The 15,483-nt window shown below is 69.9% G+C and carries 14 protein-coding genes; 3 read left to right on the forward strand and 11 right to left on the reverse strand.

Annotated elements, in window-relative coordinates; translation table 11 throughout:
* Nucleotides 1-54 precede the first annotated feature (54 nt).
* Nucleotides 55-477 carry a F0F1 ATP synthase subunit epsilon gene (locus ABTV91_RS04920; RefSeq protein ID WP_054661996.1) on the forward strand — a complete coding sequence of 141 codons (423 nt, stop codon included), beginning with the start codon at nucleotides 55-57 and terminating at the stop codon, nucleotides 475-477.
* Nucleotides 478-706: 229 nt separating this feature from the next.
* Here ABTV91_RS04920 and ABTV91_RS04925 read toward each other — a convergent pair whose 3' ends face one another.
* The gene (locus ABTV91_RS04925; RefSeq protein WP_433853498.1) at nucleotides 707-1,090 is read right to left on the reverse strand and encodes a GtrA family protein; all 384 of its coding nucleotides are present in this window, start codon (nucleotides 1,088-1,090) and stop codon (nucleotides 707-709) included.
* A gap of 299 nt (nucleotides 1,091-1,389) precedes the next feature.
* Between ABTV91_RS04925 and glmU the strand changes: the two genes are divergently transcribed.
* Both glmU and ABTV91_RS04935 read left to right on the forward strand, forming a co-directional pair.
* Nucleotides 1,390-2,757 carry a bifunctional UDP-N-acetylglucosamine diphosphorylase/glucosamine-1-phosphate N-acetyltransferase GlmU gene (gene glmU / locus ABTV91_RS04930; RefSeq protein WP_433853499.1) on the forward strand — a complete coding sequence of 456 codons (1,368 nt, stop codon included), beginning with the start codon at nucleotides 1,390-1,392 and terminating at the stop codon, nucleotides 2,755-2,757.
* Between the two features lie 158 nt (nucleotides 2,758-2,915).
* The gene (locus tag ABTV91_RS04935; protein ID WP_433853500.1) at nucleotides 2,916-3,059 is read left to right on the forward strand and encodes a hypothetical protein; all 144 of its coding nucleotides are present in this window, start codon (nucleotides 2,916-2,918) and stop codon (nucleotides 3,057-3,059) included.
* Between the two features lie 238 nt (nucleotides 3,060-3,297).
* Here the strand turns inward: ABTV91_RS04935 and ABTV91_RS04940 are convergent, their stop codons facing one another.
* From ABTV91_RS04940 to ABTV91_RS04985, 10 genes are all read right to left on the reverse strand, one after another.
* Nucleotides 3,298-4,644: a sensor histidine kinase gene (locus tag ABTV91_RS04940; protein WP_433854123.1), complete on the reverse strand. Its 1,347-nt coding sequence runs from the start codon at nucleotides 4,642-4,644 to the stop codon at nucleotides 3,298-3,300.
* Between the two features lie 10 nt (nucleotides 4,645-4,654).
* Nucleotides 4,655-5,995, reverse strand: coding sequence for a sigma-54-dependent transcriptional regulator (locus tag ABTV91_RS04945; protein WP_433853501.1), 1,341 nt, complete (start codon nucleotides 5,993-5,995; stop codon nucleotides 4,655-4,657).
* Nucleotides 5,996-6,133: 138 nt separating this feature from the next.
* On the reverse strand, nucleotides 6,134-6,616 hold the full coding sequence (locus tag ABTV91_RS04950) for a nuclear transport factor 2 family protein (RefSeq protein WP_433853502.1): 483 nt from the start codon (nucleotides 6,614-6,616) through the stop codon (nucleotides 6,134-6,136).
* A gap of 11 nt (nucleotides 6,617-6,627) precedes the next feature.
* Entirely contained in the window at nucleotides 6,628-7,845 is a 1,218-nt protein-coding gene (locus ABTV91_RS04955; RefSeq protein ID WP_433853503.1) for an ABC transporter permease, read from the reverse strand.
* A 178-nt stretch (nucleotides 7,846-8,023) separates the two neighbouring features.
* Nucleotides 8,024-9,337: an ABC transporter permease gene (locus tag ABTV91_RS04960; protein ID WP_433853504.1), complete on the reverse strand. Its 1,314-nt coding sequence runs from the start codon at nucleotides 9,335-9,337 to the stop codon at nucleotides 8,024-8,026.
* Nucleotides 9,338-9,470: 133 nt separating this feature from the next.
* Nucleotides 9,471-10,694, reverse strand: coding sequence for an ABC transporter permease (locus ABTV91_RS04965; RefSeq protein ID WP_433853505.1), 1,224 nt, complete (start codon nucleotides 10,692-10,694; stop codon nucleotides 9,471-9,473).
* 94 nt (nucleotides 10,695-10,788) lie between these two features.
* Complete coding sequence (locus ABTV91_RS04970) at nucleotides 10,789-12,093, reverse strand: ABC transporter permease (protein ID WP_433853506.1); 1,305 nt, start codon at nucleotides 12,091-12,093, stop codon at nucleotides 10,789-10,791.
* Nucleotides 12,094-12,113: 20 nt separating this feature from the next.
* Nucleotides 12,114-13,331: an ABC transporter permease gene (locus ABTV91_RS04975; RefSeq protein ID WP_433853507.1), complete on the reverse strand. Its 1,218-nt coding sequence runs from the start codon at nucleotides 13,329-13,331 to the stop codon at nucleotides 12,114-12,116.
* Nucleotides 13,332-13,339: 8 nt separating this feature from the next.
* On the reverse strand, nucleotides 13,340-14,662 hold the full coding sequence (locus ABTV91_RS04980) for an ABC transporter permease (RefSeq protein ID WP_433854124.1): 1,323 nt from the start codon (nucleotides 14,660-14,662) through the stop codon (nucleotides 13,340-13,342).
* An 18-nt stretch (nucleotides 14,663-14,680) separates the two neighbouring features.
* On the reverse strand, nucleotides 14,681-15,403 hold the full coding sequence (locus tag ABTV91_RS04985) for an ABC transporter ATP-binding protein (RefSeq protein ID WP_153191192.1): 723 nt from the start codon (nucleotides 15,401-15,403) through the stop codon (nucleotides 14,681-14,683).
* Between the last annotated feature and the right edge of the window lie 80 nt (nucleotides 15,404-15,483).

The following is a 15,483-nucleotide window of genomic DNA, read 5'->3' on the forward strand; positions in this document are numbered from 1 at the left end:
GCAGCCGCCTTCCCCGTTCCCTGTTCCCCGTTCCCTGCTTTCGAGAACCAAACCATGAGCACCATCCGTTGCGACATCGTCAGTGCCGAGCAGCAGATCTTCAGCGGCGAAGCGACCCTGGTCGTGGCCACCGGTGAGCTGGGCGAGCTGGGCATCGCGCCCAAGCACGCGCCGCTGATCACCCGCCTGAAGCCGGGCAAGGTCGTGGTCACCACCGCCGCTGGCGAGCACCTGGATTTCGCCATCTCCGGCGGCATCCTGGAAGTGCAGCCGCAGGTCGTGACCGTGCTGGCCGACACCGCCATCCGCGCCACCGACATCGACGAAGCGGCGGTGCGCAAGGCCAAGGAAGAAGCCGAGCGCGTGCTGGCCAACCGTGGCGAAGCCATGGAACTGGCCGAGGCGCAGCAGCGCCTGGCCGAGGTCACCGCGCAGCTGCAGGCGCTGGAGCGCCTGCGCCGCAACCTCAAGCACTGAGCGCGCGAGCGCGGTATCGACGAAAAACGCCGGGCCAGCGCCCGGCGTTTTTCGTTGCGGCAGTCGACGCCACGGTGCACGCGCCGCCCCTCCCATCGCCCGTCATCCCGTAGGAGCGGCTTCAGCCGCGAACGGGGATGTCCCGGTCAGGCTCCGGTCGCGGCTGAAGCCGCTCCTACGAGGGCTGTGGCAACGGTGCTGCATGCCGCTGCTCCGGCGGCGATCAGGTTCAGCGGTAGACCACGTGCCGCAGCAGGAAGAAATTCAGCGCCGACAGCCCCGCTTCCACCAGCGGCTTGGCCAGCCAGGCCATCTGCAGGCCCAGCGCGTGCGTGGCCCAAGCCAGCAGCCAGCTGCTGGCCGCGGTCATCAGCAGCCACAAGGCAAGGAAACGCACGAAGTGCGGCCAGCCATGGCAGCGCCCGTCCGCGCGCGGGAAGGTGTAGCGGCCGTTGAGCCAGAAGCCCAGCAGCGCGCCGCTGGCGCGGCCGAGCAGGTTGCCGGGCACCGTGGGCATACCGGCGGCGGTGGACACGACGAACACCCCCCAGTCCAGCAGCAGCTGCATCAGGCCGACGGCGACATAGCGGCCACCTTGTCGCAACAGGGTCATGGGGAGGGGCGCGGACCGGGAAAGGCGACCATGCTAACCATTGGAGGCCAACGCATGTTCACGGTGGCCTGCCGCATGCGCACGACCGGCTTGCAGCGCGCCCGGACAAGGACGACAAGCGGCAGTGCCGCCGTATCGTGCAGGCGTCCGCTTTCTTCCTCCGGTGCGCGGCTTTCCCGCCCGACGGGCCCGGAAAGCGCGCCGGCGAACCGGCCGCCACGGCGCGCGTACCCGCATCGCGCTCGACGGTTCATGGGCGCGTTCTTAGAATCCGGACATCGATCCCTGGAAGCCCGCCGATGAGCCAACCGCTGCACGTGATCATTCTCGCCGCCGGCGCCGGCAAACGCATGAAGTCGGCCCTGCCCAAGGTGCTGCAGCCGCTGGCCGGGCGGCCGATGCTGGCGCACGTGATCGAAACCGCGCGCCAGCTGCAGCCGGCCGGCATCCACGTGGTGCATGGCCACGGCGGCGAGGCGGTGCGTGCGGCCTTCGACGGCCAGGACGACCTGACCTGGGCCGAGCAGGCGCAGCAGCTGGGCACCGGCCATGCCGTGCAGCAGGCGATGCCGGCCGTTCCGGACACCGCGCAGGTGCTGGTGCTGTACGGCGACGTGCCGCTGATCCGCGCCGATACGCTGCGCGCGCTGCTGCACGACGCGCCGCGGCTGGCGGTGCTGGTGGCCGAACTCGACGATCCGCGCGGCTATGGTCGCGTGGTGCGCGACGCCGAGGGCAAGGTCGCGGCCATCGTCGAGCAGAAGGATGCCGACGACGAACAGAAACGCATCCGCACCGTGAACACCGGCATCATCACCGCCGAATCGACCGCGCTGCGGCGCTGGCTGTCGGGCCTGTCCAACGCCAACGCGCAGGGCGAGTACTACCTGACCGACGTGTTCGCCTCGGCCGCGGCCGAGTACACGCCGGCTTCGCTGGTGCACGTGGCTGATGCGCAGGAAGCCGAGGGCGCCAACGATCCGTGGCAGCTGGCGCAGCTGGAGCGCGCCTGGCAGCTGCGCGCGGCGCGGGCGCTGTGCGAGCAGGGCGTGCGCCTGCTCGACCCGGCGCGCTTCGACCAGCGCGGCACGGTCAAGGCCGGGCGCGACGTGCAGATCGACGCCAACGTGGTGCTGGAAGGCGAAGTCGAGCTGGGCGACGGCGTCGTCATCGGCGCCTTCGTGCGGCTGAAGGATGTCCGCCTCGGCGCGGGCACCGAAGTGCGCCCGCATTGCGACCTGGAAGGCGTGGTCAGCGAAGGCGCGGCGCAGATCGGCCCGTTCGCGCGGCTGCGCCCGGGCACGGTGCTGGCCGACGGCGTGCACGTGGGCAACTTCGTGGAGACCAAGAAGGTCACGCTGGGCAAGGGCAGCAAGGCCAACCACCTGACCTACCTGGGCGATGCGGTGATCGGCAGCGGCACCAACATCGGTGCCGGCACCATCACCTGCAACTACGACGGCGTGAACAAGTTCCAGACCACCATCGGCGACCGCGTGTTCGTCGGCTCCAACAGCGCGCTGGTGGCGCCGGTGACGCTGGGCGATGGCGCCACCATCGCCGCCGGTTCGGTGGTCACCCGCGATGCGCCGGCCGACCGGCTCACGGTGGCGCGCGCCCGCCAGCAGACCGTCGACGGCTGGAAGCGGCCGCAGAAAAAATCCTGACCGGCCGACCCGGGACACGGCGCATGGACGGCGTTGAACAGCAACTTGCGGCATGCAGCGTGTCCTTCATCGCCACCGCGAAGATCGGTGGCGGTCCGCTCGGCCCGGGGGTGGCGATGACCTTCCGCGACCGCCGCGGGTAGGGCAGGGACGGCGCGATGCATGCGCTGGCCCAGCAGGTCCAACTGGATTTCCTTGGCGTGTCGGTGTGTTCGCTTTTGCTGGTCGTGCAGACGCTGGGACCGATCAATCACGGCGTGCTCGGCTTGCGGTGGATGGGGCGCTGGTGGTCCGCACCGTGAGCGGCATGCTCGCGCTGCGGCGCGAATTGCGGTCGCGGCCGGTGCTACTGCAGCGTTTCGGCCTGTCGGTGATGGGCCAGCTGTTATTTCTGGCTGCCGGCGTGCTGCTGGTGTGCCGGAGGCCTTCGCGCTGGCGATGTGGGCAGTGCTGGCGTTGCTGGTAGCGGGCAGCCGCAGCGCCTGGCTGCTGATGGCGGAGGACGCCGCCGGGCCGGCCGCCTGACGCGCGCCGGCCGGTTTACGGGCCGGCCGGCAGCAGGATGGTCACGCACAGCCCGCCGTCGTTGCGGTTCTGCAGCGAGATGCGGCCATCGTGCGCTTCGACGATCTCGCGGGTGAGCGCCAGGCCCAGGCCGGTGCCGTTGCGCTTGGTCGAGTAGAACGGCATCAGCGCGTTCTGCAGCACCGCTTCGTTCATGCCGCCGCCGCGGTCCAGCACTTCGATGCGCAGCCAGTGCGGCAGCCGCGCCAGCCGGACTTCCACCGCGTCGTCGGTGACGCCGTTGTCGGTGCTGGCTTCGTGCGCGTTCTTGAGCAGGTTGAGCAGCGCCTGCGAGAACTGCGCCGGATCGATGCGGCTGCACAGGTCGTCCGGCGGCGGCACCATGCGGAACGGGATCTGCTGCTGCAGCCCGCCCAGGAACGGCGCCCAGACGATGGTCTGCAGCTGCGGCTGCGGCAGCTTGGCGAAGCGCGCGTAGCCGCGGATGAAACCCTCCAGGTGGCGCGCGCGTTCCTCGACCGTGCCGAAGATGTCCTCCAGCCGGTCGGTGCGGCCGCGCCGCACCAGTTCGGCGCCCGAGTGCGCCAGTGAGGCGATCGGCGCCAGCGAGTTGTTGAGCTCGTGGCTGATGACGCGGATGACCTTCTTCCAGGTCTGCACTTCCTGCCGGCGCAGCTCGGCGGTGAGCAGGCGCAGCAGCAGCAGGTCGTGCGGGCGGCCGTTGAGGTGGAAGCTGCGCCGCGACAGGTGGTAGATCTGTTCGTCGTCCTCGTCGCCGTCGGCCTCGCGCACCGCGAACAGGCTGTCGCCGCCGCGGGCGATGGCGTTGCGCAGTTCCACCGGCATGTTCTCCAGCAGTTCGTGCATGCGCTTGCCTTCCAGCTTCCAGCCGCCGTGCAGCAGCTTGCGCGCGGAAACGTTGGAGAACGCCACGCGCTGGATGCCGTCGCCGCCGTCGGCCAGCAGCAGCATCGCCACCGGCGTGTTCTGCACCATGGTGTCCAGCAGCAGCTCGCGCTGCACCAGCGACTGGCGCTGCTCGCGCAGCACGTCGCCGAGCTCGGCGTGCGCCTTCACCAGTTGCGCCAGCTCGTCGTCGCCGCGCCAGTGCACGCCGAAGTTGTATTCGCCGTCGCGGTAGCTGCTGGTGATGCCGGCCAGGGTGCGCAGCAGCGAGCGGATCGGCGCGGTGGCGCGGCGCAGCGTCCACCACATCAGCGACAGCAGCAGCACCGTGGAGACCACGGTGACTCCCCAGCCGCGGTCCATCCAGTAGGCCAGCAGCCACGGCACGGCCGCGGCCAGCGCCAGCACCGGCAGCAGGCGCAGGAATAGGCGGAAGGTGAAGGAGCGCGTTCTCAGCATGGCCGTTTCATTCGCGCGGGATGCCATGGCGGTCCATGCGCCGGTACAGCGCCTGCCGGCTCAGGCCGAGGTCGGCGGCGGCCTGGGCGATGACGCCGCCGGCGCGTTCCAGCGCGCCGACGATGCGCGCGCGGTCCGGCTCGTCCGCCGGCGCGGTGGGGCGCTGCGGTGCGCGCGGCAGGTTCAGGTCGGCAACCTCGATGCGCGGCCCCTGCGCGAGCAGGCTCGCGCGCTGGATCACGTTGCGCAGCTCGCGCACGTTACCGGGCCAGGTGTGGCGCTGCAGCGCCTGCGCGGCCTGCGGCGACAGCGGCTTGCCGTCGTCGCCGAGGAAGTGGCGGGCCAGCGGCAGGATGTCCTCGCGGCGTTCGCCCAGCGCCGGCAGCGCCAGCTCGACCGTGTTGAGGCGGTAATAGAGGTCCTCGCGGAAGCCGCCGTCGCGGATCATCGCCGGCAGGTCGGCGTTGGTGGCGCTGACCACGCGCACCTTCACCTGGCGCTCGCGGTTGGAGCCCAGGCGCTCGAAGCGGCCGGTCTCCAGCACGCGCAGCAGCTTCATCTGCCCGGTCAGCGACAGGTTGCCGATCTCGTCCAGGAACAGGGTGCCGCCATCGGCGGCCTCGAACTTGCCCTCGCGCGCCTTGTTGGCGCCGGTGTAGGCGCCGGCCTCGGCGCCGAACAGCTCGGCCTCGATCAGCTCGGCGGGGATCGCGCCGCAGTTGAGCGCGACGAACGGGCCGCCGCGCTTGCCGGAGTTGGCCTGGATGATCTCGGCGATCTTCTCCTTGCCGGCGCCGTTGGGGCCGGTGATCAGCACCGGCAGGTCGGAGCGCGCGACCTGGCAGGCCAGGCTGATGACGCGCTCGCTGGCCGGGTCGGCGAATATCACGCCGGCCAGGTCGTAGCGCTCGTGCAGGCTCTGCCGCTGCTTCAGTTCGCGCTGGCGGCGGCGGCTCAGCTCGCGCCGGGTCTCGGCCAGTTCCAGCAGGTTGTTGACCGTGGTCAGCAGGCGCCCGTCGTCCCAGGGCTTGGCCAGGTAGTCGGCGGCGCCGGCTTTCACCAGCTCCACCGCGCTGTCCAGGTGGGTCCAGGCGGTGAGCAGGATCACCGGCAGGTCCGGCCAGCTGTCGCGGATCTGCCGGAACAGCACTTGGCCTTCCTCGCCGGAAGTGGTGTCGGCGGTGAAGTTCATGTCCTGGATCACCAGGTCGAACTCCTGTTCGGCGAGCATCGCCAGCCCCTGCGCGGGCGAGCACGCATGGCGCGTCTCGATGTCGTGCAGCGAGAACAGCACGTCCAGCGCGGTGGCCACGGCGGCGTTGTCGTCGATGATCAGTATCTGCGGCATCACGGTTCGGGCAGGTGGAAGGGAAAGGGCAGCGCAGACCTTACACGCTGCGCGCGGCGTCCGCAGGGGGCAGGCGCGCGGCGCGCGATGCCAGGGAGGTCGGCCGAGGGGTGTGTGGTCCGGTCTCCAGCGTGTAGTTCATGGTTGTCGCCCGGCCGGCGAAGGCGCGGCGCGGTGGCCGTAGCTCAGCACGCGGGTGATTGACCACTGGCCGTCGTGCAGGCGCCAGAGCATGACGAAGTCGGCCAGTCCCTCGCACCTGCCGCTGGCGGTGTCGCAGAAGCGGTGGCTGCCCTGGGCGATGGCGCCGAAGTCCTTGACCGGGAATACCTGCAGGCGGCCGTCGATCAGTTCACGCGTGTAGCGGCCGCAGGCATGCCTGCGGGTGTTGTCGAGCATTGCCTCGCGTGTCCAGGTGACGCCGCCGGTATCGTGGTAGAACTCGACCGCCGGGTCGAAGTAGCCGGCGTGCTTTTCCAGCTGGGCCGGATCCTGGCACCGGTTGAAGCTGTCGAACACCGCGCGGTCGAGCGCGGCGACGGTGGTGGCCAGGTCGTCGGCCGCCAGCGCGGTGGCGGGCGACAACGACAGCAGGAGCAGCAGGCGCCTTGCGGTTTTCATGGCGTCGCTCCTCAGGCGCTGCGGGTGGCGACGGCCGGCGGGATGGAGGCCGCGCGCCGCGCCGGGCCGAACACGGCGGCCTGGCCCAGCAGCCACAGCAGCAGCGCGCTGGCCGGGATGTAGGCCAACGGCAGGCGCGGCAGCTCGTACTGGCGCATCAGGGTCAGGTTGAGGGCATAGGCCAGCAGCACGCCGAGCACGATGCCGGTGGTGGTGAGCAGCAGGTTCTCCGCCTGGAAGTAGCGCAGGATCTGCGCGCGGGTGGCGCCGAGCGCGCGGCGGATGCCGATCTGGCGGGTGCGCTGCTGCACCCAGAAACTGGCCAGGCCGACGATGCCGAAGGCGGTCACCGCCAGCAGCGCGACGCAGACGCTCACCAGCAGCCAGATCACCGCGCGGTCGCGGCTGTAGAAGTCACGGCGCATCTGGCTGACCGTACTCTGCTGGCCGATGATGCGGTTGGGGTCGGCGCGGTTGAGCGCGGCCACGGCGGCCTTGAGCACTTCGTCGCGGCGTGCCGGGTCGGTGCGCAGCACATAGCCGCCGTTGGACACCCGCAACGGGAAGATCATGGTGTGGAAGCTGTCCTCGAAGGTGCGGCCGCGCCCCGGCGCGATCAGCCGGTCGACCACGCCGACCACGCGGCTGGGCTGGTCGCCCCAGACGTAGATGTCCTGGCCGACTGCGTTCCTGCCCGGGAACAGCCGCGCCGCCAGCGGGCGGCTCAGCAGCACCGCGGGTACCTGCGGCGAGATGCCGGCCGTCTCCAGTACTTCCTGGTCCTGGTACTCGTCCGCGTTGAAGCTGCGGCCCTCGGCCACGCGAAGGCCCAGGGTGGGCAGCAGCCGGCCGTCGTCCATGTAGTTGGATGCGGTGACGTCGGACTCGGCCTGGCCCGGGCGCAGGTTGATGCCCGACGCCCAGACATTGTCGCCATAAGGCAGCTGGTTGACGCTGGTGACCGACCTGACCCCCGGCACCGCCGCCAGGGTGGCGGTGTCCTCGCGCCGCATCGCGTCGCGGTTGCGGTCCGGCTGCAGGCTGCTGACGCTGATGTAGACCAGCTCGTCCTCGGCGATGCCGCTGTCGCGGCGCATCTCGCCGGCGCGGTGGCCGATCACGAAGACCGCGTTGCAGATGATCGCGCAGCTCAGCGCGATCTCCAGCACGATCAGCGCCGCGGCGGTCTTGTGCCGCATCAGGATGGAGAAGATGGGGCGGATTTCCATGGGAATCTCCGGGAGCGAGGAGTGAGTGAAGAGGAGTGAGGAGCGAGAAGAAGCGATGGCAAGCCGTTGCTTCACTTCTCAGCTGCGATCACTGCTCATGAAAAAACGACAGACTTGATTGCAGGCGCTCTTGATCTGGACTTCTCTCACTTCTCACTCCTGTTCACTCGTTCCTGCTTCACTGGCTCTTGAGCTGCAATGCCGGCGGCACCTGCATCGCCCGCCACGCCGGCAGCAGGCCGGCCAGCAGGCTGGCGGCCAGCGCCAGTGCCAGGGTCAGCAGCAGCGTGCTGGTGTCCATCTGCGCCAGGCGCGCGTAGTCGTCCGGTTGCTGGCGGATCAGCCACAGCCCCAGGGCGGCGAAGCCGAGGCCGAGCAGGCCGCCGGCCAGGCCGATCGCGCCGGCCTCGGTCAGGCATTGCCGGAAGATGTCGCCGCGCGCGGCGCCGAGCGCGCGGCGCACGCCGATCTCGCCGCTGCGGCGCAGGAACTTGGCCAGCAGCAGGCCGACGGTGTTGAGCAGGCACACCAGCAGGAAACCGAATGCCAGCCACATCTGCATGCGCACGTCGTTGGGCACCACGCGGTTGTAGTCGAGCCAGCCCATCACGTCGTCCAGGCGCACGTTGGTCGGGCGCTCGAAGCGGCCGGCGGCGCGCTGCTGGTCCGAATAGTCGGCCAGGTACTTGAGGTAGTCGGCGGCCTGGTCCGGCGATTCCAGTTCCACCCAGTACTGCAGCCAGGTGCAGGGCGCGTTGAGGCTGCGCGCGCCTTCCGGGTCGCCGTTGCTGTTGCCCCAGCAGTTCATGCTGCCCTGGGTGGGCAGGCGCATGTCGCGCGAGGCGGAGAACGGCAGGAACACCTGCTCGCCGCCGCCGAAGCGGCGGTTGCTCAGGTCGTAGAAGCGCGGGTTGAGATTCCATTCGTCCATCACCCCGATGACGCGCAGCGTGCCCTGCGGCATGCGGATCTCGCGCCCGATCGGGTCGGCGTCGCCGAACAGCCTGCCGGCCAGCTTGGCGCCGATCACCGCCACGCGCGCGCGGGCGATATCGTCGTCCGCGTTCCACGCATGGCCGGCGCGCAGCGGCGCGGCGAACATGGCGAAGAAATCGGCCGAGGTGTAGCGCGACGGCGCGCGGAACGGCTGCGCGGCGGCGCCCTCGGGCAGGATCGTCACCGAGCCGGCGCTCATCAGCGCCTGGCGCCTGCCGCGCTTCTGCCGCAGCAGTTCCTCGGCGTCGAAGCGGGTCATCTGCTCCATCGGCTCCGCGTCCAGGCTGGTATCGCGGCCCAGCGTGCGCGGCTCCAGCCGCGGATAGAACAGCTGCGCGCTCCGGCCCGGGATCGGATCGCCGGACAGCACCTTGTACAGCGTGAGCGTGGTCATCGCCGCGCCGATGCCGATGCCGATCGTCACCACCATCAGCGCGGTCAGCACCTTGTTGCGGCGGAAGCTGCGCAGCGCGAGCTGCAGGTAGTAGGCGAGCATGAAGGTTCCTGATTTCCTTCTCCCCTCGGGAGAAGGTGGCGCGAAGCGCCGGATGAGGGGAAGAGGTTGGGCCGGGTCTGTTTCCTTCTGCCCTCACCCCCACCCCTCTCCCGGCGGGAGAAGGGCTTGCAGGTCAGGTGCTGCGGGTGGCGACCGCCGGCGGGATCGCCGCGGCGCGCCGCGCCGGGCCGAACACCGCCATCTGACCCAGCAGCCACAGCGTGCCCGCGCCGACCGGCAGGTAAAGCAGCGGCAGGCGCGGCAGCTCGTAACGCCCCATCAGCCACTGGTTCAGCAGGTAGGCCAGCAGCATGCCGATCACGATGCCGATCGTCGCCAGCAGGAAGTTCTCGGTCTGGAAGTAGCGCAGGATCTGGCCCTTGGTCGCGCCGAGCGCGCGGCGGATGCCGATCTGCTTGGTGCGCTGCTGCACCCAGAAGCTGGCCAGACCGACGATGCCCAGCGCCGTGACCAGGAGCAGCAGGCCGCTGACGATCAGCAGCAGGCCGATCATGTCGCGGTCGTTGGCGAAGTAGCTGGCGCGGCCTTCCTCGAAGGTCACCTTGCGCCACACCAGGCGGTTGGGATCTTTCTTGTCCAGCGCGGCCAGCGCCTGCTCGAGCACTTCGGCGCGGCGCGCCGGGTCGGCGACGCGGACCAGGTAGCGGCCGCCGTTGGCGAAGTTCATGCGGATCGGGAAGATCACCGAGAACGTGCGGTTGTTGTTCTGCATGTTCGGGCGCAGCAGGGTGTCGACCACGCCGACGATGGTCAGCGGGATGTTGGCCATGTACACGGTTTTTCCGACCGCGCCGCCCTCCGGAAACATCTTGTCGGCGGCCGGCTTGCTGACGATGATCGCCGAGCTCAGGCCGGTGACGTCCTCGACCTCGCTCAGGGTGTCGTTGCTCTTGTATTCGTCGACGTTGAAGTCGCGGCCGGCAACCAGCTTCAGGCCCATGGTCGCCAGGGTGCCTTCGCTGACCAGGTACTGGGTGGCGTTGAGCGTGGGCACTTCCTGCTCGGGCGAGAGCGAGAGCGAGGTGTTCCAGCTGCCGTTCTGGAACGGCAGCTGGTTGGTGATGGCCACGCGCTCCACGCCGGGGATGGCGCGCAGCGTGGCCAGGTCCTCGGCGCTGCGCGCGTCGCCGTCGGTCTGCTGGCCGATGCCGCTCAGGCCGATCTCGATCAGGCGGTCGTCGTCCATGCCGCTGGCCAGGTTCAGGGTTTCCATGCGCTGGGAGACGATGAACAGCGCGTTGCAGATGATGGCGCAGCTCAGCGCGATCTCCAGCACGATCAGGGCCGCGGCCGTCTTGTGGCGCGCCAGCGTGGAGAGGATGGGACGGATTTCCATGGGGTTCTCCGGGAGCGGAATAAAGACGAGGAGTGGGAAGCGGGCGGAGAGAGCCGATTCCTCGACCGCTCCCCACCCCTCAGTAGTTCCAGCGTTACTGGCTCTTGAGCTGCAGCGCCGGCGCCACCTGCATCGCGCGCCAGGCCGGCAGCATGCCGGCGAGCAGGCTGGCGACGATGGCCAGGGCAAAGGTCAGCAGCAGCATCGAGCCGTCCAGGTGTGCCAGCGACGCGTATTCGGCCGGGCGCTGCCGCACCGCCCACAACCCGCCGAGCGCGAGCAGCAGGCCGAGCAGGCCGCCGGCCAGGCCGATCGTGCCGGCCTCGACCAGGCACTGCTTGAAGATCTCCATGCGGCTGGCGCCGAGCGCGCGGCGCACGCCGATCTCGCCGCTGCGGCGCAGGAACTTGGCCAGCAGCAGGCCGACGGTGTTCACCAGGCACACCAGCAGGAAGCCGAACGCCAGCCACATCTGCAGGCGCACGTCGCCGGGCACCACGCCGCGCACGTCCAGCCACTCCATCACGTTGCGCAGGCGGGTATTGGCCGGACGCTCGAAGCGGCCGGCGGCGCGCTGCTGGTCGGAGTAGTTGTCCAGGTAGGTCTTGAACGCGGCGGCGTCGCCGGCCGAGTCCAGCTCCACCCAGTACTGGATCCAGGAGCAGGGCACGTTCAACGCGGTCGCGTCGTTGACGATCTCGCGGCCGAAGCAGTTCATGTTGCCGCTGCGGTCCAGCTGCAGGTCGCGCGAGGTGGAGAACGGCACGAACACTTCCTCCTGGCGGCCGTAGCGGCCGGAGAACAGGTCGTAGAACTGCGGGCGCGGCGTCCAGGCGTCGAGCACGCCGACGATGCGCAGCGGGTGGCCTTCGAACAGCACCTCGCGGCCGACGCTGTTGGCGCCCTTGAACAGCTTCTCGTTGAGCGTACGGCTGATCACCGCCACCCGCGCGTGGCCGGTATCCTCGGCGCCGCTCCAGCCCTGTCCGTACAGGAACGGTGTGTCGAACATCGGGAAGAAATCGGCCGAGGTGTAGCGCGCGCCGACGTTGAACGGCTTGAGCGCGTCCACGCGCGGATCGACGATGCCGCTGCCGCCGGTCATCATCGCCTGCCGCGGCGCCTTCTTCTGCCGCAGCAGTTCCTCGGCGTCGAAGCGGGTCAGCTGCCACTCCGGCTCCTCGCCCGGCTTGTAGCCGTCGCGGGTGTAGGGATCGAGCTGCACGTAGAACAGGCGCTCGCTCTTGTGCGGGATGGGGTCGCCGGAAAGCACCTTGAACACGGTCAGGGTGGTCATCGCCGCGCCGATGCCCAGCGCGATGGCCAGCACCATCAGCGCGGTGAGCACCTTGTTGCGGCGGAAGCTGCGCAACGCCAGTTTGAAGTAGTAGGCGAACATGGTCGGATCCTTGCGGGCGGTCATTGACCGCGGGTGGCGACGATGGGCGGAACGGTGGCGGCGCGCAGTGCCGGGCCGATGACGGCGGCCTGGCCCAGCGCGAACAGGGCAAGCGCGCCGAGCGGCAGGTACAGCAGCGGCAGGCGCGCGGTCTCGAAGTAATGCATCAGCAACTGGTTGCCGGCATAGGCCAGCAACATGCCCAGCACGATGCCGGCGCCGCTCAGCAGCAGGTTCTCGGTCTGGAAGTACGCCACGACCTGGCGCCGGGTGGCGCCGAGCGCGCGGCGGATGCCGATCTGCTTGGTGCGCTGCTGCACCCAGAAGCTGGCCAGGCCGACGATGCCCAGCGCGGTCACCAGCAGCATCGCCAGGCACACGCCCAGCAGCAGCCGGGTCATGGCGCGGTCCTGGGTGAAATAGCGGTGGCGCAGCTCGGTCAGCGTGCGGCTGTACTCGCGGTTGAGGATGGCTTCGGGCGCCAGCGTCGGCGCGGCGGCCACCGCGGCCTGGAGGATGCCGGGCAGGTCGCGCGGATCGGCGCGCACCACGTAGGTGCCGCTCTGCGCGTCGGTGGTGACCGGCACGATCACCGACCACTGCGCCGCGGCGACGCCGCCTTCGCTGCGGCCCGGATCGGGCACGGCGAAGTGCTCGACGATGCCGGCCACGCTGAAACGCGAGCTGGCCATCCAGAACTCCTTGCCCAGCGGGCTCTCGCCGGGCCACAGGTGCGCGGCGAAATCGCGGGTGATCCATACCTGCGCGCTGGCCGGCAGGAAGTTGTCGATCGGCTGGTAGTCGGCAGCGGTGAAGGCGCGGCCCTGCACCGGCACCAGTCCCAGCGCCTGGATCGCGCCCGGGTCGAAGGTGTAGAAGTGCGGCACGCCACCGAAGCGCTTGCCCTCGGCATCCAGGGTGACGCCGGCGGCGCCGGCGCGCTGTGCGAACGGCAGGCTGTTGACCACGCCGGCGGCCTGCACGCCGGGCTGGCGGCGCAGGAAATCCAGCCAGCGGCCGTTGATGTCGGCCGGGTTGCAGCCCTCGCAATCGTTCAGCGCCAGCGTGGCCAGCGCCGCTTCGTCCACGCCGCTGTCCAGGCCGACCAGGTCGATGCGCGCCACCGCCATGAACAGCGCGTTGCACAGCACCGCGCAGGCCAGGGCGATCTCCAGGGTGATCAGCAGCGCCGAGACGCGGTGCCGGGTCAGGGTCGCGAGGATGGGTTTGATGTCCATGAGCATGTTCACAGCGACTTGACCTGCAGTGCGGGGTCGATCCGGCTCGCACGCAGCGCCGGCAGCAGGCCGGCGACGAGCGTGGTGGCCACGGCCAGGGCGAAGGTGAGGGCCAGCATCGGCAGGTCCAGGTGCACCATGTCGGCGTATTCCAGCGGCTGCTGGCGCACGTTCCACAGGCCCAGCAGGGTCAGGCACAGGCCGGCCAGGCCGCCGGCCAGGCCGATCAGCGCCGCTTCGACCAGGCACTGCGCGAACACCATCGAGCGGGTGGCGCCGAGCGCGCGCAGCACGCCGATCTCGCCGCTGCGGCGCAGGAACTTGGCCAGCAGCAGGCCGACGGTGTTGAACAGGCAGATGCCGAGGAAGGCCAGCGCCAGCCACGCCTGCAGGCGCGCGTCGCGCGGCACCGCGCCGTTGTAGTCCAGCCATTCCATCAGGCCGGGCAGGCGCACATTGCCGGTCTGGCTGATGCGGCCCAGCTCGTGCTGCTGGCGCACGTAGCCGTCCATGAACTGGCGGTACGCGGCCACCTTGGCGCCGCTGTCCAGCTGCACCCAAAGCTGCAGCCACACGCAGTTGGAGTTCTCCAGGTAGCCGGGGCGCTCGGGCAGGCCCCAGCAGGTGAACTGGCGGAAGTTGCCGGCGTTGATCTGCAGGCCGGTGAAGAACGGCACCATCACGTCCTCGGGCTTGGCGTAGTACGACGCCGTGTCGCCCTGGGAGAAACGGCCGCCGGCCACCGTGTAGAACTGCGGCGAAGGCCGCCACGGCGCCAGCACGCCGACGATGCGCACGTCGCTGCCGCGGATGCGCAGCATCCTGCCGGTGCTGTCCTGGCCGCCGAACAGGTGCTGGTTGAGGTCCCAGGAGATCACCGCCACGCGCGCGCGGCGTTCGTCGTCCTCGGCCGACCAGCCGCTGCCCCAGGCCATCGGCACCTGGAACATCGGGAAGAAGTCGGCGGTGGTGGAGAGCATGGTGGTCATGCTCGCCGGCTCGCCGCTTTCCGGCGCCTGCAGCTTCACCGGGCTGTCCACCACCAGCGCCTGGCGGTCGGCCTTGCCGGCGCGCCACAGGTCCACGGCCGAGGTGTAGTCGAGCATGTCCGGCGGATTGGTGCGCGGCTCCACGCCCGGCATCGCATCCAGCTGCGGGTAGTACAGGTGCTGGCTGCGGCCGGGCAGCGGGTCGCCGGAAAGCAGGTGCCGCACGGTCAGGGTCGTCATCGCCGCTCCGATGCCCATGGCGATGGACAGCACCATCAGCCCGGTGAGCACCGGCGTGCGGCGCAGACTGCGCAGGCCCTGTCCGAGGTAGTACGGGAGCAGCGACAGCATGTCCGTTCCTCAGTCCTGCGTGGCCGCTTCGGTGGCCGCCACGCCACGGCCCAGCGACGGATCGCGCAGCAGGTCGGTGGCCTGGCCGTCGACGATGTGCACGTTGCGCTGCGCGCGCGCGGCCAGTTCCGGATCGTGGGTCACCATGACGATGGTGGTGCCCTGGCTGTTGATCTCCTCCAGCAGCTCCATGACGCCGCGCGCCATCTGCGTGTCCAGGTTGCCGGTCGGTTCGTCGGCCAGCAGCAGGCGCGGGCTGCCGGCCAGGGCGCGGGCGATGGCGGCGCGCTGCTGCTGGCCGCCGGACAGTTCGGCCGGGTAGTGCTTCATGCGCGAGCCCAGGCCGACGCTGCTCAGCGCCTTTTCGATGCGCTCGCGGCGCTCGGCCGACGGCATGCCGCGGTAGCGCAGCGGCACGTCGACGTTGTCGAACAGGTTCAGGTCGGGGATCAGGTTGAAGCCCTGGAAGATGAAGCCGATCTTCTGGTTGCGCAGGCGCGAGCGGGCATCGTCGCCCAGGTGGCTGACGTCCTGGCCGTCGAGCAGGTACTGGCCGCTGGTGAAGGTCTCCAGCAGGCCGGCGATGTTGAGGAAGGTGGTCTTGCCCGAGCCCGACGGGCCGGTGACGGCGACGAACTCGCCCTCGCGCACATGCAGGTCGAGCGAACGCAACGCGTGGGTTTCGACCTGCTCGGTGCGGAAGACCTTGGAGACGGATTGCATCTGGAGCATGGGATGACCTCTGGGAAAGGAGAAACGGGAAGCGGGAAACGGGGAGCGGGGAATGCAGGACCAGGCGTGGCGGACAGGAA

It is taken from the genome of Stenotrophomonas nitritireducens (assembly GCF_050984405.1).
GTDB classification, from domain to species: Bacteria; Pseudomonadota; Gammaproteobacteria; order Xanthomonadales; family Xanthomonadaceae; genus Stenotrophomonas; species Stenotrophomonas nitritireducens_B.

Excerpts from the sequence above, each read along its gene's own strand:
- ABTV91_RS04960 (WP_433853504.1), bottom strand. The coding sequence starts at position 9,337 with ATGCTCGCCTACTACCTGCAGCTCGCGCTGCGCAGCTTCCGCCGCAAC.
- ABTV91_RS04975 (WP_433853507.1), bottom strand. The coding sequence starts at position 13,331 with ATGGACATCAAACCCATCCTCGCGACCCTGACCCGGCACCGCGTCTCG.
- ABTV91_RS04985 (WP_153191192.1), bottom strand. The coding sequence starts at position 15,403 with ATGCTCCAGATGCAATCCGTCTCCAAGGTCTTCCGCACCGAGCAGGTC.
- glmU (WP_433853499.1), top strand. The coding sequence starts at position 1,390 with ATGAGCCAACCGCTGCACGTGATCATTCTCGCCGCCGGCGCCGGCAAA.
- ABTV91_RS04970 (WP_433853506.1), bottom strand. The coding sequence starts at position 12,093 with ATGTTCGCCTACTACTTCAAACTGGCGTTGCGCAGCTTCCGCCGCAAC.
- ABTV91_RS04925 (WP_433853498.1), bottom strand. The coding sequence starts at position 1,090 with ATGACCCTGTTGCGACAAGGTGGCCGCTATGTCGCCGTCGGCCTGATG.
- ABTV91_RS04955 (WP_433853503.1), bottom strand. The coding sequence starts at position 7,845 with ATGGAAATCCGCCCCATCTTCTCCATCCTGATGCGGCACAAGACCGCC.
- ABTV91_RS04935 (WP_433853500.1), top strand. The coding sequence starts at position 2,916 with ATGCATGCGCTGGCCCAGCAGGTCCAACTGGATTTCCTTGGCGTGTCG.
- ABTV91_RS04950 (WP_433853502.1), bottom strand. The coding sequence starts at position 6,616 with ATGAAAACCGCAAGGCGCCTGCTGCTCCTGCTGTCGTTGTCGCCCGCC.
- ABTV91_RS04920 (WP_054661996.1), top strand. The coding sequence starts at position 55 with ATGAGCACCATCCGTTGCGACATCGTCAGTGCCGAGCAGCAGATCTTC.
- ABTV91_RS04945 (WP_433853501.1), bottom strand. The coding sequence starts at position 5,995 with ATGCCGCAGATACTGATCATCGACGACAACGCCGCCGTGGCCACCGCG.
- ABTV91_RS04965 (WP_433853505.1), bottom strand. The coding sequence starts at position 10,694 with ATGGAAATCCGTCCCATCCTCTCCACGCTGGCGCGCCACAAGACGGCC.